Origin of the sequence: Rufibacter roseolus (genome assembly GCF_017916365.1) — a bacterium.
Lineage (GTDB): Bacteria > Bacteroidota > Bacteroidia > Cytophagales > Hymenobacteraceae > Nibribacter > Nibribacter roseolus.
Genome location: NZ_JAFMSU010000001.1, coordinates 844,258 through 864,341, shown reverse-complemented (window position 1 = coordinate 864,341; position 20,084 = coordinate 844,258). Strand labels below are relative to the sequence as shown.

Annotated in this window: 17 protein-coding genes; 8 read left to right on the top strand and 9 right to left on the bottom strand. The window is 48.1% G+C overall.

Going from position 1 to position 20,084, the window contains the following annotated elements:
- The first annotated feature begins 102 nt into the window (after window positions 1-102).
- On the top strand, window positions 103-2,301 hold the full coding sequence (locus tag J3P35_RS03615) for a S9 family peptidase (protein ID WP_246849937.1): 2,199 nt from the start codon (window positions 103-105) through the stop codon (window positions 2,299-2,301).
- 100 nt (window positions 2,302-2,401) lie between these two features.
- Here the strand turns inward: J3P35_RS03615 and J3P35_RS03610 are convergent, their stop codons facing one another.
- The 3 genes from J3P35_RS03610 to glmM form a co-directional block, all read right to left on the bottom strand.
- Entirely contained in the window at window positions 2,402-3,364 is a 963-nt protein-coding gene (locus J3P35_RS03610) for an L-threonylcarbamoyladenylate synthase (protein ID WP_210462999.1), read from the bottom strand.
- Between the two features lie 254 nt (window positions 3,365-3,618).
- On the bottom strand, window positions 3,619-4,761 hold the full coding sequence (locus J3P35_RS03605; RefSeq protein WP_210462998.1) for a cysteine desulfurase family protein: 1,143 nt from the start codon (window positions 4,759-4,761) through the stop codon (window positions 3,619-3,621).
- A 94-nt stretch (window positions 4,762-4,855) separates the two neighbouring features.
- Window positions 4,856-6,247, bottom strand: coding sequence for a phosphoglucosamine mutase (gene glmM / locus J3P35_RS03600; protein WP_210462997.1), 1,392 nt, complete (start codon window positions 6,245-6,247; stop codon window positions 4,856-4,858).
- A gap of 688 nt (window positions 6,248-6,935) precedes the next feature.
- On the opposite strand from glmM, the gene mazG reads away from it, so the two are divergent.
- The gene (mazG, locus tag J3P35_RS03595) at window positions 6,936-7,772 is read left to right on the top strand and encodes a nucleoside triphosphate pyrophosphohydrolase (RefSeq protein ID WP_210462996.1); all 837 of its coding nucleotides are present in this window, start codon (window positions 6,936-6,938) and stop codon (window positions 7,770-7,772) included.
- A 127-nt stretch (window positions 7,773-7,899) separates the two neighbouring features.
- On the opposite strand, the gene J3P35_RS03590 is transcribed toward mazG, so the two are convergent.
- Window positions 7,900-8,085 carry a hypothetical protein gene (locus J3P35_RS03590; RefSeq protein WP_210464170.1) on the bottom strand — a complete coding sequence of 62 codons (186 nt, stop codon included), beginning with the start codon at window positions 8,083-8,085 and terminating at the stop codon, window positions 7,900-7,902.
- On the opposite strand from J3P35_RS03590, the gene J3P35_RS03585 reads away from it, so the two are divergent.
- The 6 genes from J3P35_RS03585 to J3P35_RS03560 all read left to right on the top strand — a co-directional run bounded on the left by J3P35_RS03585 (window position 8,009) and on the right by J3P35_RS03560 (window position 13,742).
- A complete protein-coding gene (locus J3P35_RS03585) occupies window positions 8,009-8,860 on the top strand; it encodes a MotA/TolQ/ExbB proton channel family protein (protein ID WP_210462995.1) in 852 nt (283 codons plus the stop codon). The genes J3P35_RS03590 and J3P35_RS03585 overlap by 77 nt on opposite strands.
- Before the next feature lie 27 nt (window positions 8,861-8,887).
- On the top strand, window positions 8,888-9,493 hold the full coding sequence (locus tag J3P35_RS03580) for an ExbD/TolR family protein (RefSeq protein ID WP_210462994.1): 606 nt from the start codon (window positions 8,888-8,890) through the stop codon (window positions 9,491-9,493).
- A 15-nt stretch (window positions 9,494-9,508) separates the two neighbouring features.
- Window positions 9,509-10,048 (top strand): ExbD/TolR family protein, encoded by a 540-nt coding sequence (locus J3P35_RS03575; RefSeq protein ID WP_210462993.1) that lies wholly within the window; start codon window positions 9,509-9,511, stop codon window positions 10,046-10,048.
- Window positions 10,048-10,872: an energy transducer TonB gene (locus J3P35_RS03570; protein ID WP_210462992.1), complete on the top strand. Its 825-nt coding sequence runs from the start codon at window positions 10,048-10,050 to the stop codon at window positions 10,870-10,872. Before J3P35_RS03575 ends, J3P35_RS03570 begins: the two co-directional genes overlap by 1 nt.
- 382 nt (window positions 10,873-11,254) lie before the next feature.
- Complete coding sequence (locus tag J3P35_RS03565) at window positions 11,255-12,202, top strand: PstS family phosphate ABC transporter substrate-binding protein (protein ID WP_210462991.1); 948 nt, start codon at window positions 11,255-11,257, stop codon at window positions 12,200-12,202.
- A 226-nt stretch (window positions 12,203-12,428) separates the two neighbouring features.
- The gene (locus J3P35_RS03560) at window positions 12,429-13,742 is read left to right on the top strand and encodes a tetratricopeptide repeat protein (protein WP_210462990.1); all 1,314 of its coding nucleotides are present in this window, start codon (window positions 12,429-12,431) and stop codon (window positions 13,740-13,742) included.
- 431 nt (window positions 13,743-14,173) lie between these two features.
- Here J3P35_RS03560 and J3P35_RS03555 read toward each other — a convergent pair whose 3' ends face one another.
- The 5 genes from J3P35_RS03555 to J3P35_RS03535 form a co-directional block, all read right to left on the bottom strand.
- The gene (locus J3P35_RS03555) at window positions 14,174-15,244 is read right to left on the bottom strand and encodes an RluA family pseudouridine synthase (RefSeq protein ID WP_210462989.1); all 1,071 of its coding nucleotides are present in this window, start codon (window positions 15,242-15,244) and stop codon (window positions 14,174-14,176) included.
- A 93-nt stretch (window positions 15,245-15,337) separates the two neighbouring features.
- Window positions 15,338-15,949, bottom strand: coding sequence for an OmpH family outer membrane protein (locus J3P35_RS03550; protein ID WP_210462988.1), 612 nt, complete (start codon window positions 15,947-15,949; stop codon window positions 15,338-15,340).
- Between the two features lie 19 nt (window positions 15,950-15,968).
- Window positions 15,969-16,658, bottom strand: a complete 690-nt coding sequence (locus tag J3P35_RS03545; RefSeq protein WP_210462987.1) for an OmpH family outer membrane protein — start codon at window positions 16,656-16,658, stop codon at window positions 15,969-15,971.
- A gap of 29 nt (window positions 16,659-16,687) precedes the next feature.
- Entirely contained in the window at window positions 16,688-19,264 is a 2,577-nt protein-coding gene (locus J3P35_RS03540; RefSeq protein WP_210462986.1) for a BamA/OMP85 family outer membrane protein, read from the bottom strand.
- Window positions 19,264-20,016, bottom strand: coding sequence for an isoprenyl transferase (locus tag J3P35_RS03535; protein WP_210462985.1), 753 nt, complete (start codon window positions 20,014-20,016; stop codon window positions 19,264-19,266). Before J3P35_RS03535 ends, J3P35_RS03540 begins: the two co-directional genes overlap by 1 nt.
- Between the last annotated feature and the right edge of the window lie 68 nt (window positions 20,017-20,084).

Sequence of the window (20,084 nt, the reverse complement as noted above, 5' to 3'; positions counted from 1 at the left end):
TGGCAGGATTTAATCTTCTAATTCTCTCATTCAGTCAATCTCTCAATCGCTCATTCCCAATAAATGCCTACTTTTAAGGCTACGAACTTTCTAACAAACCCCATGAGACATAGAATGAACCGCTGGTTTGTGGCGGCTTCCTGCCTGGTGCTGACCATGAGCGCGCAGGCCCAACAAAAACGTGATTTTGATTTAGACGACATTTTCAGAAAAGGCACTTTCCAGGCCAAATCGGTGTACGGCGTGAACTGGATGCGCAACGGCCAGTTCTACTCATCGCAGGTAGCCGACCAGAAAAACCAGGCCGTGGATGTGGTGCAGGTAGACGTGACCACCGGTCAGCCGGTGAGTACCATCATTGAAGGTGAGGACATCAAGGTGAACGGCAAGACGCTGGAGTACGATGACTACAGCTTCAGCACGGATGAAACCAAAATCCTGTTCGAGACCGAGCATGAGCCCATCTATCGCCGCAGCAGCAAAGGCCACTTTTACGTGTATGACCGCGCGAGCAAAAAACTCCAGAAACTGAGCCAGGGCGGCAAACAGTCTTACGCCACCTTCTCGCCGGACAACAAGTACGTGGCTTTCATGCGGGACAACAACCTGTTCTACGTGGACCTGGCCACCATGCAGGAGCGCCAGATCACCAATGACGGTAAGTGGAACTTCATCATCAACGGCGGCACCGATTGGGTGTACGAGGAGGAATTCGGCTTCGCGCAGGCCTTCTTCTGGTCGCCGCAGGGAAACCAGATCGCGTTCTACAAGTTCGATGAGAGCCAGGTGCCCGAGTACAACATGCAGATGTGGGGCCCGCTGTATCCGCAGGACTATAAATTCAAGTACCCGAAGGCTGGTGAGAAAAACGCTACCGTGGCTATCTACACCTTCGACTTGGGCTCCGGCAAAACCACCAAGATGGAAACCGGTGCTGAGGCCGACCAATACATCCCGCGCATCAACTGGACCAACACGCCTAATTTGCTTTCCATCCGGAGAATGAACCGTTTGCAGAACACCCTGGAGATTCTGCACGCCAACACGCAGACTGGCCAGAGCAAAGTGGTCCTGAAAGAGACCGACAAATCCTACATCGATATCACCGATGACCTGACTTATCTGGCCAACGGCAAGCAGTTTGTGCACAGCTCAGAGAAAGATGGCTTCAACCACCTGTACTTATATGACATGAACGGCAAACAAGTGCGCCAAATCACCAAAGGCAAGTGGGAAGTGAGTAGCTTCTACGGCGTGGACGAGAAAAACGGCCTGGTGTACTTCACCTCTACCGAAGCATCGCCGTTGGAGCGTCACTTGTACAGCATCTCGCTGAACGGCAAGAACAAGAAAAGCCTCACGCCGGCCAAAGGCACGCACACCATCAACCTGAGCCGCGACTTCAAATACTACCTGGACTACTACTCCACCATCACCACGCCGCAAGTGGTGAGCCTGCACACCTCAGACGGAAAGCAGATCAAAGTCCTGGAGAGCAACGAGAACCTGAAGAACACCCTGGCTACTTATAACCTGCCCAAGCCCGAGTTCTTCCAGTTCAAGACCTCGGAGAACGTGACTCTGAACGGCTACACCATCAAACCCGCTGATTTTGACCCGAACAAAAAGTACCCGGTGCTCATGTTCCAGTACAGTGGTCCGGGCAGCCAGGAAGTGGTAGACAGCTGGAGAGGCCGCAACTATTTATGGCATAGCTACCTCACCAAACAGGGCTACATCATCGCGGTGATTGATAACCGGGGTACCGGCGGACGCGGCGCGGAGTTCAAGAAAATGACATACGGCAACCTGGGCCACTATGAAGTCATTGACCAAATTGAAGGCGCGAAGCATTTAGGCAACCTGCCCTATGTGGACAAGAGCCGCATAGGCATCTGGGGCTGGAGCTTCGGGGGCTACATGAGCTCGCTGGCCATCACCAAAGGCGCCGATGTGTTCAAAGCGGCCATCGCGGTGGCTCCGGTGATCAACTGGCGTTTCTATGACTCCATCTACACCGAGCGCTTCCTGAAATTGCCGCAGGACAACGCCAAAGGCTACGATGACAACTCCCCTATCACCCACGCCAACAAGCTGCGCGGCAAGTACCTGCTCATCCATGGCACCGGCGATGACAATGTGCATTTCCAGAACTCCATTGAGATGGTAAATGCCCTGGTGAAAGCCAACATCCCGTTCGAGAGCGCCTACTACCCTAACCGGAACCATGGCATTAGCGGCGGCAACACCAGCATCCACTTGTTCACTAAAATGACCGAGTTCGTGCTGCGGAATTTGTAGTCTGAATTTACCTTAGAATAGAAAACGCCAGCCTTTTGAAGGGCTGGCGTTTTTTGTTTTAAGCCTATTTTTGAAAAAACGGGCTCTAAATGCCCCACCTTTATCCTCTGAAACTGGCGCGTTGCAGCCGGTCATTGATGGCGCGGCCCAGGCCTTGCTCGGGCATGGGCTCTGCCAGAATCACGTCAACGGGTTGGGCGTCCAAGATGCGCAGGGCGGAGAAAAGGCTACGAGCGGCTTCGCTTAGATCGCCGGAAGCGGATAGTAGGATTTGCTGTTCACGTGGAACCTCGGAAAAAATTTGCTGTAGGGAAATCACCCCTACGCGGGTAGGATCTGTTTTTAGCAGGTTTTCGGCAATTGAACCTAAAAGCACCTTTTTGCGGGGCGAGTAATGGCTACTGAGCATCCCGGGTGCAGCGGGGTTGGACGACGAGGTTTTTACCTTCGCCTTTGAGATTTGCACTACTTCTTCCAGTTCCTCCAAGGCCAGCCCGCCTAACCGAAGCACTTCCACCTCGTTTCCATTGAGCCGGATGATGGTAGATTCTATCCCTACGGCGCAGTCACCTCCATCCAGAATATAAGGAATGCGGTCTCCCAGTTGGTCCTGCACGTGCTGGGCGGTGGTGGGGCTCACGTACCCGAACGGATTGGCGCTGGGCGCCGCCACTGGGAAGGGCAACTGCCGCAGCAGCTCTAGCGTGAGTGGATGGTTGGGGATACGTACGCCTACGGAATCATGATCAGACGTCACCAAAAGCGGAACCTGCTCGGCTTTAGGCAAGATGAGCGTTAAAGGGCCGGGCCAGAACCGTTCTGCTAGCATAAAAGCGGCATCCGGAACCTCGCGGACAATGTTGCTTATCTCTGAAACCGAATGCGTGTGCACGATGAGCGGATCGAAGGCGGGCCGGTTCTTGGCCTCGAAGATTTTCACCACCGCGGCCTCGTCAAAGGCGTTGGCGGCGAGCCCGTAAACGGTTTCGGTGGGGATGGCGACCAATTCGCCTTGGGTAAGATAAGAAGCGGCTCGCTGTAAATCTCTGCCGATGTCTGCCATGTCTGTACAATAATCCTGCAAAGCTACTACGATACCGGCTGAAATTCAGCTACTCCCCTTTTATCTTTCTGTTAAGTGCCTGTTTTTCTGAAAATGGCCGCTAAACAGCTTTCTTCCTTTTGGCTGGCCTTCCTTCCTGTTAATCGGAAAACCTTCACCGTGTTTTGAGCCTGTTTCCAAAAAATCGACCCAAAAAGAAACGCCTCACTTTATGGGTGAGGCGTTTTGCTTTATAAGGGAAGTCTCCTTGGTGATTACACCGTTTCTTTCTGGTACAGTTTGGCCAGGGTAGCCACGGCGTAGTCAATCTCTTCAATGGTGTTGTACTTGCTGAACGAGAACCGCACGTTGCCGCGCTCCATATCAGAACCGATGGCCCGCAGCACGTGCGAACCCAGGTCAACCCCGCTGGTGCAGGCACTTCCGCCCGAGGCGGAGATCTTGTTGATGTCCAGGTTGAAGAGAAGCATCTCGTTCATCTCAGATACCGGCAGACTCACATTCAGGACCGTGTAAAGACTTTTATCTCCATCGGCGGAAAGACCGTTGAACTGCACGTCTTCAATCTGCTCGCGCAGCTTCACAATCATACGGTCTTTCAGGTTTTGGATGTGCCGGTGGTGCTGGTCCATGTCGCGATACGCGATCTCCAGGGCTTTGGCCAGCCCGATGATGCCGTACACGTTCTCGGTGCCGCCGCGCATGTTGCGCTCCTGCGATCCACCCTGGATCAACGGATTGATCTTCACTCCAGAATCTACATAGATAAAGCCTACGCCTTTTGGTCCGTGGAATTTATGGCCCGAGCCCACCAGAAAATTCAAGCCCAGGGCCTGCACATCGTGGCGGTAATGACCCATGGTCTGCACCGTATCTGAGTGGAAGATGGCGTCATACTTCTTGCAGATTTGGGAAATGGCCTGGATGTCGTTGAGGTTACCCAGTTCATTGTTAGCGTGCATGATGGACACCAACGTGCGGGGCTGTGAAGCCAGCGTCTGCTCCAGATGCTCCAGGTCCAGCACACCGTTGCCGTCTACCTTGAGCATGGTCAACTCCACCTCACCGGTTTTCTCCAGCGCCTCCAGCGAGTGCAGCACCGCGTGGTGCTCCAGCGGCGAAGAGATGGCATGGTTGATCCCCAGACTGCGGATAGAACAGATAATAGCCAGGTTATCGGCCTCGGTACCTCCGGAGGTAAAGAAAATCTCAGACGGCGACGCGTTGATCAAACCGGCTACTGTCTTTCGGGCGCCTTCAATGGCGGCCCGCACCTGTCTCCCGTGTGCGTGTATGGACGATGGATTTCCGTAGTGCTCCAGCATGAAGGGAGCCATTACATCAAAAACTTCTTTGTCTATGGGCGTGGTAGCCGCATTATCTAAATATACACGCATGGGGAACTTACTTTTTACAACAACAACAGGTGAAACAGGTCCGGTTCATAGGAAGCCTTCTTAGAAAAAATAAAAGCTATGTATTTATATTCAACTACGATTTAACAGAGATAATCTCTTTGATATCGCCAATGATTTTATTGGCCAGATGGTCAGCGGTGGAGAGGCTGTCAGACTCGGCGTAAATCCGGATGATAGGCTCCGTGTTAGATTTACGCAGGTGCACCCACTCTTTGTTGAACTCAATCTTAACGCCGTCAATGGTGTTGATGGGTTGCTTGGCGTAATGCTTCTGCACTTTGCCTAGCACCGCGTCTACATCAATGTCTTTGGTGAGCTCTATCTTGTTTTTAGAGATGTAATAGTTAGGGTAGGTGGCACGCAGTTGGGTCATAGTGAGGCCAGTTTTAGCCAAATGACTTAAAAACAAGGCAATCCCTACTAAGGCATCGCGACCGTAGTGCAGTTCTGGGTAGATAATCCCTCCGTTACCCTCTCCCCCAATGATGGCGTTCTGGGCTTTCATCATGTTCACCACATTCACCTCGCCTACGGCTGCGGCAAAGTAGTGGCCTCCGGCTTTCTCAGTGACATCGCGCAGGGCGCGGGTAGAAGACAAATTGGAGACAGTGTTTCCTACCTGGTTTTGCAGAACGTAATCAGAAACGGCTACCAGGGTATATTCCTCGCCAAACATGCTGCCGTCTTCGTTCACCAAGGCTAAACGGTCAACGTCTGGATCAACCACAATACCCAGATCAAACTTGCCTTTCTCCATGAGACGGGCAATCTCGCCCAAGTTCTCCGGGAGCGGCTCTGGGTTATGGGCAAAGTGCCCGGTGGGCTCGCAGTGCAGTTTCTCAATCTGCTGCACCCCTAAAGCCTCTAACAGCATAGGCACGGCAAATCCTCCGCTGGAGTTCACGGCATCTACCACCACGCTGAAGTTTTTAGCTCTGATCGCCTCTACATCTACCAGCGGCAAATCAAGAATGGTTTTGATATGCTCCTGCAGAAATTGGTCGTCCTGGGAGTATCCGCCTAGCTTGGTTACCTCGGCAAACTCAAACGCTTCCTGCTCGGCCAATTCCAACACCAACTTACCTTCGGCATCGTTAATGAACTCACCTTTCTGGTTCAGGAGTTTCAGGGCGTTCCATTGCTTTGGGTTATGGCTGGCAGTAAGAATGATTCCGCCGCCGGCATTCTTGGCAGGCACTGCCATCTCCACCGTTGGGGTGGTAGACAAGCCCAGATCAATGACGTTAATGCCTAATCCCTGCAGCGTAGCGGCCACCAAGCGGTTCACCATTTCGCCAGAAAGGCGGGCGTCACGCCCAATTATTATTGTATCATTGTTGGTGGTCTGCAGTACCCAGGTACCAAAAGCCGCCGCAAATTTCACTACATCAACCGGTGTAAGGGCGTCTCCTACCTGACCTCCAATTGTTCCTCTTATTCCTGAAATTGATTTTATAAGTGCCACTGATTCCAAATTTTGAACACGCAAAAGTAGTAAAATAGAAATGATTCAACGCAAGGAAAGGTAACAAAGGTCCCAGCCCGGCTACCTTGCTGGCGCTTGCATCTGGCTTGGCAAGGAGAAATATGAGGGAAGCAAAACCTTCTATTAAAGCACTCATTAGTAAACAATAGAGGTAAATAGCCGCTTGTTTAACTCAACACCAAAAAAGGTTTTTCTCTTAAGAATCTTGCGTTTTGAGCCTACTTTCTCAGAATTAGATGACAAACAGCAACCAAGACGGCCTCTTTTTAGGCAAGCAGATATCTTTTAAAAGCAAACAGCGTTTTAGTGCAAATTCTAAAAACCTAACTCAGTTTTAGGCGTTCTCTCAAATACACCCACTTTTTATGGCAGTTGGCGGCTTTAAACGCCTGTGAGCAACGCCCGAAGAAAAAACTTTACTTTTTTTCTTCACCGGTTATGGAATCCTTATGAAACATGCATCATGGTAGTAAATAAATCGTTCTTGCCCGGGACCAGGTCTTGGAGAGAACGTAACCTGTTTCAAGGCCGAAATCCTGATTTTAGCCCCAAAGCAAGTTCGGTTGATTCACCCTCACCGGTAAAGTTTATGGTTTGTTGTGTTATTGTTTCATTAAGAAATCCCGCATAGCTCATGAATTGTTAACAATACGTTTATCTTTGTTAAATGGAAACCCCGGTAGTACCCGCTTACCCCCGCCAAGCCCAGTTAGATGCTTTTAACCGCCTGCTGGATATTTTAGATGATTTACGTGAAAAATGCCCCTGGGACAGGAAACAAACCATGGAAAGCCTGCGGCACCTCACCATTGAGGAAACCTACGAGCTCTCTGAGGCCATTCTCACCCAGGACCTCCCGGAAATCAAGAAAGAGTTAGGCGACGTACTACTGCACCTGGTTTTCTATGCGAAGATCGCTTCTGAACAAGGGGCCTTTGACATCGCGGCGGTGCTCAACGCCCAATGCGACAAATTGGTTTTCCGGCACCCCCATATCTACGGTGACACCAAGGCAGATACAGAGGAAGAGGTAAAGAAGAACTGGGAGAGTTTAAAACTGAAAGAAGGCAATAAATCTGTTTTGTCGGGCGTTCCTTCCTCGCTTCCGTCCATGGTGAAAGCCATGCGCATCCAGGAGAAGGCCCGCGGTGTTGGATTTGATTGGGATAAACCTTCCAAAGTTTGGGAGAAGGTAGAGGAAGAAATGGCTGAGTTCAAGGCTGAGTTTGACAAACCGCAACTCAGCGAAGAAGACAAGGCCAAAGCCACCGATGAACTGGGTGACGTCTTTTTTTCCCTGATCAACTTTGCCCGTTTCCTGGACCTTAACCCAGAAGAAGCCCTGGCCAAAACCAACCAGAAGTTCATTCACCGGTTCCAGTACCTTGAGAAAGCGGCCGCTACGCAAGGGAAAAAACTAAGTGAGATGACGCTGGCCGAAATGGATGTATATTGGAACGAAGCAAAACAAAAAGCCAACCCGGGAGAGAAACCAAATACTTAAGAATACCTTAAATAGATTGTACTTTTGCAATAAATTTTCAGGTATTATTTGATAAATTGCGTTTAAATCCCTAGGCTTGTATTTAGGTTGCTCCCAAACAGAAGTAACTCTCTCGCTGATTTAGCAGTTAAAAGGGAATTATTAACGTATAAAGAGCATTAAACTTTTTAACAACCAATTCATTATCAACAACTAACACAGTAACACAAACAACTAAACCTAAATTTTTAGAAACAATGGAAAAAAAGAGTGCACCTGCAACTGCAAAACCAGCAAAACAAGAAGGCAAAGCAGGCTCAATGTTCGCAAGCATCGTAATTCCGGTAGCCATCATTGCTGCTGTTTGTATTTATCTGTTTATCCTTGGTAACGGAGCTAACTTTGAAGGCGGCGACAACGCCAATCACCCACTTCCAGGCAACATGCTGGGCCAGGTGTACAAAGGTGGATTCATCGTGCCAATCCTGATTGCGATTAACATTCTGGTAATCACTTTCTCAATTGAGCGTTTCTTAACAATCAACAAAGCAAAAGGCGGTAAAGGCCTGGAGTCTTTCGTGAGAAGCGTGCGTCAGAAAATGAACGCCAACGATATCAATGGCGCTATCGCTATCTGTGACCAACAGAAAGGTTCAGTAGGAAACGTGGTGAAAGCCGGTTTGCTGAAATACCAAGAAATGCACAACGAGCACGGTATGACCAAAGATCAGCGTATCCTGGCTATCCAGAAGGAAATTGAAGAAGCTACCGCTCTTGAGTTGCCAATCCTGGAGAAAAACCTGGTAATCATCTCTACCATCGCCTCTATCTCTACTCTGGTAGGTCTTATTGGAACGGTATTGGGTATGATTAAAGCGTTCGCGGCTCTTGCAACTGCAAGTGGTGCACCAGACGCTACCCAGCTGGCAAACGGTATCTCTGAGGCTTTGATCAACACAGCCCTTGGTATCACTGGTTCTGCTATCGCCATCGTTGCTTACAACTTCTTCACCAGCAAAATTGATGAGTTGACTTACAGCATTGATGAGGCTTCTTACAGCATTATCCAGACGTATGCTGCGCAGCACACTGAAAACAACAGAATCTAATTAGAACTTCTCGCTTAGAAGGAAAAAATGCCTAAAGTAAAAGTACATAGAACCTCTCCATCCCTGGACATGACGCCCATGGTGGACTTGGCATTCCTTCTGGTAACGTTCTTCATGCTTATTTCGAAGTTCGCACCAGAGGAAGCGCTGGTAGTGGATACGCCTTCTGCGACAACAGAAATCAAAGCCCCGGACGCCAACGTGATCACCATCAGTATTGGTAACGATGAGCGGGTTTTCTTTGGAGTAGATGACAAAAACACTAAACTGAGACTGATAGATAAAATAAGTGAGAAATACGGAGTAGGCTTCACCCAACCAGAGAAAGAGGTTTTTGCTTCTCTGTCTTCATTTGGAGTTCCCATCTCTCAGCTTAAATCTTATCTGGCTCTGAAACCCGAAGATCAGAAAAAGGTGAACCAGCCAGGTATTCCTATTGATTCTACCAGAAATGAGTTAGGTGACTGGGTTCAATTGGCCCGTTATTCTAATCCCCAGTCTATTGTAGCCATCAAAGGAGACCAAAAAGCAGGTTACCCAGTTGCTGGTCGTGTGATTGAGATCTTGCAGGAGAAGAACGTGAACCGTTTCAACCTTGTAACAGATATGGAAGTTAAACCTGTTATCAAATAACGAAAGGGAAACGACATGGCAGAAATACAACAGCAAGGCGGCGACGAAGGTGGTAAGAAACGGGCCAAGAAAGGCTCTACCAAGGTGGACATGACCCCAATGGTAGACCTAGGCTTCCTGTTGCTCACATTCTTCGTTATGACCACTACCCTGGCCAAGCCGCAGATCATGGAGATCAACATGCCGGTGAAACCCAAAGACAGACAAGAGCAGAATGAATTGAAAGCGTCTAACGCCTTCACCGTTCTCCTTGGCGGCGATAATAGAATCTTCTATTACCGCGGTCTTCACCAGCCAAACATGAACATCATCCCGCAAGTTGAGGAGAGCAACTGGTCTGGTAAAGGTATCAGACAAGTAGTTCTGGATGCAACCCGCGCCAATCCTAATCTGGTAGTGCTAATTAAAGCTGATGAGACCTCTTCTTACAAGAATCTTGTGGATATCTTGGATGAGATGAGTATCACCAACACCCAGAAGTACGCCGTAGTGGAATTGGACAACGCAGATGCCACTTTGCTTAGAAACGCAGAAAAAGGAGGAGGAGCGCAATAATGGATAATCAACGTTTAGCAACCGCCTCTCTTGATGATATGGTCTTTGAAGGCCGTAACAAAGAGTATGGTGCGTACATGCTTCGTAAGCTTTACACGAAGCACGTAAACCGGGCAATTGTCATTGCCATTATCCTGTTCGTACTCTTTTTGAGTATTCCTTTGATTCAGTCAATGTTCAAAGACGAGGATGCAGTGACTAAGGCACCGGTAGTAAAAGTAGTGGACCTAGCTGCGCCGCCTTCCGTTGAGAAGGTAGTGCCACCACCGCCACCACCACCAGATGCCCCACCACCACCACCACCCGTACGTTCAACCGTTAAATTCACTCCTCCGGTAGTGAAGAAAGACGAAGAAGTACAGAAAGAGGAGATTCCGGATGTAAAGGAACTTCAAAAGACAGACGCCGGTACTGAAACCGTGAAAGGTGACCCAACTGCGCCACCAACCCTTGAAGGGATTGAGAACGGTACAGGCCCAACCGGTCCGGTACAGGAAGTCTTTGAAGACAAGGTTTACATTGCGGTAGAGAAAATGCCTGAGTTCCCAGGCGGGATGGCAGCCATGATGAAATACATGGGTGAGAAATTCCGTATCCCATCAGCCGCCCAGCGTGCTGGTGCAGAAGGTAACGTGGTACTCTCTTTCGTAGTAGGCCCAACCGGGGAAATCACCAACATTGAAGTTCTAAAAGGCCTTGGTTATGGTCTGGATGAAGAAGCCGTACGCGTGATCAAGGGCATGCCTAAGTGGAGCCCAGGAGAGCAGAACGGCCGTAAAGTGTCTGTAAAATATACAGTTCCTTACCGCATCGTGATCAAGTAACCAAATACCTTCACTGGTACTTTAAAAAAAACTCCGGAGACAGACCTTCTTAAAAGAATGGTTTTGTCTTCGGAGTTCTTTTTTACCAACATGCCCAAAATCACGTATTATACTTGAAATAAGCCCAAAAGCAGCAACATGAATTATTCCAGAAGACCCCAGCAAGAAGACCGGGGAAGCGCCTACGGAGGCATCATGAAATATGTGTCTCTGCTTATGGTGCTTCTATACTTTGGCTTTGGCTTGTACGTTTTATTTTCTACCGAAAGGCAAATCCCCTTCCCAAGGGATTATAAATATATACTAGGAGGGCTCCTCCTTTTCTACGGTTTGATTAGATTTGTGAGAGCGTACCAACAGTACTTCAAAAAAACCAGACGAAATGAAGAAGATTAATCTTTTAACTTTTCTATTCACTGCAGGTGTGGCCCTTGCTACTTTCTCGTGCGGTCAGTCTGGGAACAAGAATACAGACACCCCAACGTCAGGAAGTATCAAGATAAGCGCAGATGAATCTTATGCACCTATCATAGACTCGCAGATCCAGACGTTCCAGGGCTTGTACAAATATGCTAAAGTACAAGCCGTGTATAAGCCGGAAGCCCAGGTAGTGCATGACCTTCTTACTGATACCATCAGGTTTGCCATCATGGCCCGTCAGTTGAACGACCGTGAGAAGGCAGAGTTTGAGAAGCTCAAGCTTACGCCTCGGATGAACAAGATTGCAGTAGACGGGATAGCGCTCATCATAAACAAGGAAAACACAGACACTACGCTTACCTTACAACAGGTTAGAAGCATATTCACGGGCAAGACAACCTCCTGGCGCCAACTGGATCCCAAGGCCCAGGATGGCAAGATCACCATTGTGTTTGACAACAGTAACTCAAGCACGGCCCGCTTCATCCTGGACTCTATCAACTTGAAGCAGCCTCTGCCGCCAAATACCTACGCATCTACCTCCAATGCTAACCTGGTGGACTATGTAGCACAGAACAGAAATGCAATTGGCGTCATAGGCGTGAACTGGATCAGTGACCGCCGCGACAGCACAGCTATCTCTTTTCTCAAAAAAGTGAATGTAGTGGGTATCAGCAGAAACGAGAACCCCACCTCTGAAGATGATTTCATCCAACCTTACCAAGGATATTTGGCCCAAGGAACTTATCCACTACGCAGAGAGGTTTTTATAGTAAGCAAAGAGGCCCGCGCAGGACTTGGCACAGGTTTTGCATCCTTCATATCAGGAGATCGGGGCCAAAGAATAATTTTAAAATCGGGCTTAGTCCCAGCCTCTATGCCAGTTCGGATAGTAGGGTTTAGACAGTAATAATTAACCAGAGTTTCACTAACACTAACAACCAAGACAAATGATTAAGAACTGGAAGACGTATGGAGTTTTGGCGGCTGCTTTCTTCACTGCCGCTGGAGCCTCAGCACATAATGATGGGCTGCGTTCTGGTAAGATTGAAAAACAACTAACATCAATACAATCCCCCCAGGATCAATTGGTATTCGCTTCTTACGCTGTACAAGATAATTCTGCTGCCGGCTTGGTGAAACAAGGGAAAGCAGCCCTTGAGCAGAACAAACTAGCAGAAGCGCAGCAGTTTTTTGACAAAGCGTTGGCCTTGAGCAAATCAAAAGACAACAACGTCAAAATCATGATTGGTGAAGCGTATGTGACATCAGGCGTGAAGGATTTGTCTCCGGCTATAAAACTTCTGGAAGAGGCCACCAGCAAAGACACTAAAAACGCAAATGCGTTTGTGTTGCTTGGTGATGCTTACCTGCACAACAAAACCGTAGATGGCGGTAAGGCGATGGCCAGCTATGATAAAGCCCTAGCTGCAGACGGCAAATTTGCCAAAGCCCATTTACGCAAAGGACAGCTGTACGTACAGTCTCGTAACTTTACCCAAGCCAAAGAAGCCTTGGATGCTGCCGTAGCCGCAGATCCAAACTATGCTCCTACCTACCTTGAGTTAGCCGAGTTGTACTACCGTGCCGAGCAGTATGCGAAAAGCTCTGAGTATATCAAGAAGTACGTGTCAATGGCTGAGAACACACCAGAGACCCGTGCCAAGTATGCTTCTATCCTTTACCTGACCAAGGATTACGCTAATGCCATGACAGAGATCCAATCTGTTCTGAAGAGCGATCCTAACAACATTGCCATGAACCGTTTGTTGGCATACAACTACTATGACACCAAACAGTATGACAAAGCCTTAGAAGCCATTACCGCTTACTTCAATAAGTATGATGAGTCTAAGCGCATTCCTTCTGACTACGAGTACTATGCCAACATTCTGGTAGAGAACAAGAAACCACAGGAGGCAGTTGCTGTCATTGAGAAAGCGAAACAACTTGATCCTAAAAACCCGCTCTACGATGATCTTTTAGCCAAGCAATACCTGGCTCTTAAGAATTATCCTAAAGCGATTCAGGCCTACAAATCAAAGTTCGCGACCACGCCTCCCAACAACACAGATCTGTTCTACTACGGCTATGCCCATGAGTTGAATGATGACTTCAAAACCGCGGATAGTGTATACACCATTATTACCACAAAGAACCCTACCTATGCGTACGGTCACTTTTGGAGAGCCCGTGTAAACTATAGCTTAGACCCTGAAACAAAAGCAGGTCTGGCCAAACCGCACTACGAGGAATTCATCAAGCTGACTTCCGGCGACAAAGAGAAGTACAAGAAAGACCTAATCACTGCTAACAACTATCTTGGCTACTACTATTATCTGAAAAAAGATAAAGCCAATGCCATGAAGCACTGGCAAGAAGTGAAAACATTGGATCCGGCAAATGCAGATGCCACCAATGGTTTGAATGGATTGAAAGCCATGAAGTAATCTTCTTTAACAACATAAAAAAAGCGCCTCTTACTACGAGAGGCGCTTTTTTTATGTCAATGATGACTGCCTCATAATTGCTGCTTCTATAGAAAAGAGATTAGATCATTAGGAATTATTGCACCTAATACAGCTAACCAATACCTACTTGCTCCGGAGAAATCAATTACTAATACTTTCCGCAAGTAAAGACTCTATTATCTTATAGGAAGCTAAATAGATGAGATGGAGTTGCTTCCACTAAAATAGACAAACCTATTTTAAGACCATTTTGGTGCTACTCTGGCAACTTCTTTCTCCCCTGTTTTATCCCTCTTTTCCCAAAAACAGACATAAAACGGCGTCTTACTTCCTCTATCCACATAAGTTAAATTCGTAGCCAAAAGGCTTTAATAAGCCACATAAAAGGCGATTGGTATAAAAGCCTGTTCCTAACTTTGAATTCGGTTCTGAAGCACTTCCCCGTATTGTCTCCATCTCTCTAAAGCTGCCACGAAATCTGAAGGTAATTCTGATTCGAAGAAAACAAATTGCTGGGTTGTTGGGTGAATAAAGCCCAATGATTTGGCATGCAGGGCCTGCCTTGGTAACAGATCAAAGGTATTCTGCACAAAGGCCTTGTACGAACCCGTTTGCTGCCCTTTCAGAATCTTATCCCCTCCATAGGTGGCATCATTGAACAGCGGGTGCCCTAGGTACTTCATATGGGCCCTAATCTGGTGCGTGCGGCCGGTCTCTAGGTTGCATTTGATAAGACTGCAGTAAGTAAAGCTTTCCAAGACCTGGTAATGCGTAACGGCGGGCTTCCCGAAATCGCCCTCGGGGTAAACGGCCATTACTTTCCTATCCTTTACACTGCGCCCGATGTGCCCTACAATTGTACCCTTTGCTTGGGCGGGAACGCCCCAGACAATGGCATAATAAGTTCTTTCAATTGTATGGTCAAAGAACTGCTTGGCCAGGTAGGTCATGGCAAACTCTGACTTCGCAATTACCAGTAAGCCGGAGGTATCTTTGTCAATCCGGTGGACTAAGCCAGGCCTGATGTCCCCGTTTCTGGAGGTGGGAAGATTCTGCAGGTAATACACCAATCCGTTCACCAACGTACCAGACCAATTGTTATACGCGGGGTGCACCACCATACCGGCGGGCTTGTTGATCATCATCAGCTCCTCGTCTTCGTACACAATGTTGAGCGGAATATTCTCCGGCACCACATCTGTGTCGCGGGGAGGGTTGGCCAGCGTAACGGTAATCACATCCAAAGGCTTTACTTTATAGCTGGCCTTGGTGGGTTTTCCGTTCACGCGTACAGACTCTGCTTTGATGGCATCCTGCAATTTGTTACGGGTTACGTTAGGCAAACGGTCCATCAGGAACTTGTCTACCCGTAACAGGGCCTGGCCTTTGTCTACCTGTATCCGGTGATGCTCATATAACTCATCCGAATCGGCGGAGGCCAAATCTTCAATCTCGTCTTCTGGGGCGTCAGGTAGTTGCATGCGTTTTAAGCCTGTTTTCTAAAATATAGCACAAAAATAAAGAGCCGGTAACGATAATCGTCACCGGCTCTTGAGTATTAGAAAGGATTAACCTTATTTTTTCTTTTTCACGGGAGCAGCGTTGTTCACGGCAGGCTTAGGAGAAGAAGCACCTGGGGTAGCAGCAGAAGCAGCTGGAGAACCTTTAGGAGCTGGCGTTACACCAAGATCTTTCAACACTAGGTCAGTGAAGCTGTTTCCATCCTCTGGTCCGTACAACAAAGCCTCGGCGGTAAAGATGTGGGTGTAACCGTTTTCTTTAGCCACTTTGTCAATTGACTTTTGGATTTTGTTCATCACTGGCTCTAAAGCAGCTTGCTCTTTTTTCTGCAAAGAAGCATCTGCGTTACGCTGGAATTCTTCAATAGAAGCCTGTAGGGTAGTAAGCTCTTTTTCTCTGTCTGCTCTTACCACATCGGTCATGGTAGGGGCACCTTTTTTATAAGCTTCTACTTTAGTCTGATAATCTTTGTACTTGTTCTGAAGCTCTTTCTCCAATTGACCGCTATGGGCTTTCAGATCAGACTCAATCTGGCGGCTTTCAGGCAGCTGGCTAATGATGTAGTTAGCATTGGTATAGCCAATTTTAACTGTTCCTGTCTGTGCAAAAGAAGCCACACTTACCAATAGAAAAGCGGCTACTAACAGAGATTTCAATTTGTTCATTGTAAGTTACTTAGTTTGTTTAATTGTTTTTCTTTTTAACTGGGGTTGTTGCTTTGCGGGAAGGCGTAGCTTTCTTGTTTGAGTTGGTAGGATTCTCTGTGGTAACAGCCCCTTCCGGCAGTGGCGGTACATCGGCCGGATCATCTTTCAAAGCATCTGCCGGGCGAGCCCCTGCGGTATTCTGCTCTTTAGATGCCAGACCCAGCTCCTCCAGCACAAATTCGGTGTAATCATGCCGGGGATCTGTGTACAGCATCACCATATCACCAGACTTGTCAAACATGAAGTTGAGGCCGCGTTGCCTCACAATTTTCTCCACCGCTTCAAACAACTGGTCCTGCGCTGGTTTTATCAGTTCCTGACGTCTTTTAAACAAAGAGCCCTCAAAACCGAACATCTTCCGTTGGAATTCCCGAAGTTCTGTTTCCTTGCGGTTGATCTCCTCTTGCCGCTTCACTTTCATGTCAGGCGTTAAAAGAATCTCCTCAGCCTGATAACTCTTTTGGAGCTTTTCAAGTTCCGCCCGCATACCCTCTATTTCCTTCTGCCAAGACTGAGATAGCTTTTCCACCTCGGCCTGGGCATTGGCGTAAGCGGGCATTTTCTGCAAGATAAAACCAGAATCAATATAGCCAAAGCGCTGCGCATTTACCTCCTTCCCAAACAGAAGGAACAAACCCATCACCAAAAAGCACTTTAACTTCTTCATTACTTCTATCTTAACAAATTCTGTTCCAATTATCTGATTTGCTGACCTATGATAAAGTGGAATTGACCGCCGTTAGCACCTGGGCGCCCTGGCACGGTGTCAAGTCCCCAACCGTAGTCAAAGCCTAGCAAACCGAAGGCCGCCATAAACACCCTGGCGCCTACCCCTACAGAACGATATAGTTTGAAAGGATCGTATTCACGGTAAGTACCAAAGTTATTACCAGCTTCAGCAAATCCAAGGACAAACACCGTTGCTGCTGGGTTCAATGAAACCGGGTAGCGCAGTTCTGCTACGTATTTGTTAAAGGCGATACCACCGGCCGCATTAGGTGTGATACTTTCATCTTCATAACCTCTCAAGCCAATGTAATCTGTGGCCACAATGAATGAACCACCGCCTAAACCAGAGCCACCCAGCTTGAAGCGCTCAAACGGCCCTATTACTCCTTTAGAACTGTACGTCCCGATGAAGCCAAAGTGAGCACGGGTATTCAGTACTAGTTTGCCATCGCCGCTTAATGAATGGAACCAAGAGGCATCAAACATCCATTTGTGGAACTCAATCCACTGGAAGTTATTCACGCTGCTCCTAAACAAAGAGTAAGGCGGAGTGAATGTCACGTTCAGGCCAATGGAAGAACCGGAACGGGTATAAGTTGGGTTGTCAATACTTGAGCGGGCGAAAGACGTGATAAACGAGATGTTATTCGCATCTCTGATCTGGTCTGCCTCGGCGTACCCTCTGAAGATGGTAGAGCCGTTGCTCATATTATACCTGAAGTAAGAAATTGAATTACTTAAGGTGAAATAGTCATCTGGCCAACGCAATCTTCTACCCAAGTTCACGCTTGCCCCCGAGATATCAATGAAAGCATTCTCTGCCTGGCCAAACTCATCCTGTTGTGTATAGCGCTGGATGGATTTGCTCAAACTTACCGTTAGAGAGTTAGGACGGCGGCCGCCTAACCAAGGCTCAGTGAAGGAAAGTGAGTAAGACTGGTAACGCTTACCATTTGCCTGAATGTTCAAAGCCAGACGCTGCCCGTCTCCGGACGGAACCGGTCTCCACTGCTTCCAGTCTGTAGCTTTGCGCAAAGAGAAGTTGTTCAACACCAAGCCCACGGTACCTACCGCACCAAGGCCACCACCCCAACCACCAGAAAGTGTAATCTGGTCATTAGGCCGTTCCTCAACGGTGTAGCGGATATCTACCGTTCCGTTCTCAGGATTTGGAACTGGCTCCATTCCAATTTTCTCTGGGTCAAAATAACCAAGGTTGGAAAGTTCACGCTGCGAACGAATCAAGGCAGATCTGCTGAAGTTCTGGCCAGGCAACGTACGCAATTCCCGAAGAATCACATGGTCACTGGTTTTGGTGTTACCAGTTACTGAAATACTGTTGATAGTGGCTTGAGAACCTTCGCTCAGACGCATCTCAATGTCAATGGAATCTCCTTCTACGGCAACCTCTACCGGCTCAATCTGGAAGAACAGGTAACCGTCATCCATGTACAAAGAGGTGATGTCGTTTCCGTTAGGATTGTAGTTCAGGCGCTTGTCCAGTTCTTCTCTGTTGTAAACATCACCTTTGTTCAGCCCCAGTACCCTGGCCAGCATGGCGTCATCGTATAGGTAGTTTCCGCTCCAGGTAATGTTGCGGTAATAATACCTGCGGCCTTCATCCACCACAATCTTGATGCCTATGCGGTCATCGCTGATCTTGTAAATAGAATCTGATACGATGGCTGCATCACGGAAACCTTCTGAGTTATAGAAGTCAAGCAGGAGCTTCTTATCCGCTTCAAACTCGGTTTTGTTGAATTTGGCGCCGGTGAAAATCTTGTAGAATTTCTTTTCCTTGGTCTTCTTCAGCTTCCGCTTCAGTTGTGACTCACTGAACATTTCGTCCTCGTCACTCCAGATACCCGAGATAAAGCCTCCTAAACCTTCTTTTCTGCTCTCACCGGTAGCGGCGTTGATTCTCTCAATGTCCAGCTCCCCAATACGTACCTTCTCTCCTTTATCTACTCTTATCTCAAGCGCCACGCTGTTCGCGATAACTGAGTCTGGGGTTTGTCTGATTACCACCTGGGCATTCAGGTATCCTTTGTCCTGGAAGAACTTCTGCACCGTGGTGCGGGTAGAGTTCAACAGTGCGTCTGTCACTACCCTGCCCTTGTTCAAGGAAATTGATTTCTGCAGATCCTCAGCCTGGGATTTGGTAGCACCGGAAAAATCAAAACGGGATAACCGGGGGCGCTCAGTCAGGAAGAAGTCAAGGAAAATATTGTCTCCCTCAATTTTAGTGGCGCGCACATCTACCCCGCCCAGGATTCCCTGGTCCCAAAGCTTTTGGATCGCTCTGCTGATAGCATCACCCGGCACATCAATCTCATCCCCTATCCTTAACCCGGTAAGAGAAATCAACGTAGTAGGGTCAAGGAACTTGGCCCCACTCACCGTGATGCCGCCAATCTTATATTTCCGGGGATTTGCGTAATCAATGGTAGCGGCATTGCTGCTGCCAACCCCTAGTCTGATCTGCGCATTAGCAGTTACACCAGACATTACTAAAAGGCATAACAGCCAAAAATACTTACTCATTAAGAATGTGCTTTTTGTAATTGTTCGCTTGTCTTCCCAAAGCGGCGTTCGCGCTGCTGAAAAGCAAGTATGGCTTCATAAAGATGCTCTTTCCTGAAATCTGGCCAGAGAAGATCTGTAATATACAATTCTGTATAGGCAAGCTGCCAAAGCAAAAAGTTACTAATTCTCTGCTCCCCGCTGGTTCTGATTAAAAGCTCCGGGTCTGGCATACCAGAGGTATTCAGATAATCCTGTACTGTGCGCTCATTGATAGCCTCAGGTTCCAGTTCCCCGGCTTTAACCAAAGAAGCCATCCTCTGCATGGCATTTACCAACTCCCAACGGCCGCTGTAGCTCAAGGCTAAGACCAGGGTCATCCGGGTGTTTTGGCTGGTAATCTGGATTGCCTCTTCTAACTGCTTGCGGCAAGCCTGAGGCAAGGCTGCCAAATCGCCAATAGACTGCAGCCGGATATTGTTTTTATTCAAGGTCTCGGTTTCCTTGCGGATGGTGCTCACCAACAACTGCATCAGGGCTTCTACTTCATATTTAGGCCTTGACCAGTTTTCTGTGGAGAATGCGTAGAGCGTTAAATAGTGAACTCCCAGTTCTGCCGCCGCCTCCACCGTTTCGCGCACGGCAGTGATGGCATTTTGATGGCCAAAAATCCTAAGGTTCCCCTTTTTCTTTGCCCATCTACCGTTTCCATCCATGATAACGGCAATATGTTGGGGCAAATTGCCTATGTCTATCTTTTCCTTCAGGCTCATTAAAAAGAAATTTCAATGCAATTTAGGAAAAGCTTAGCACTTTTTACTTATTATCCACACCCCTGTCT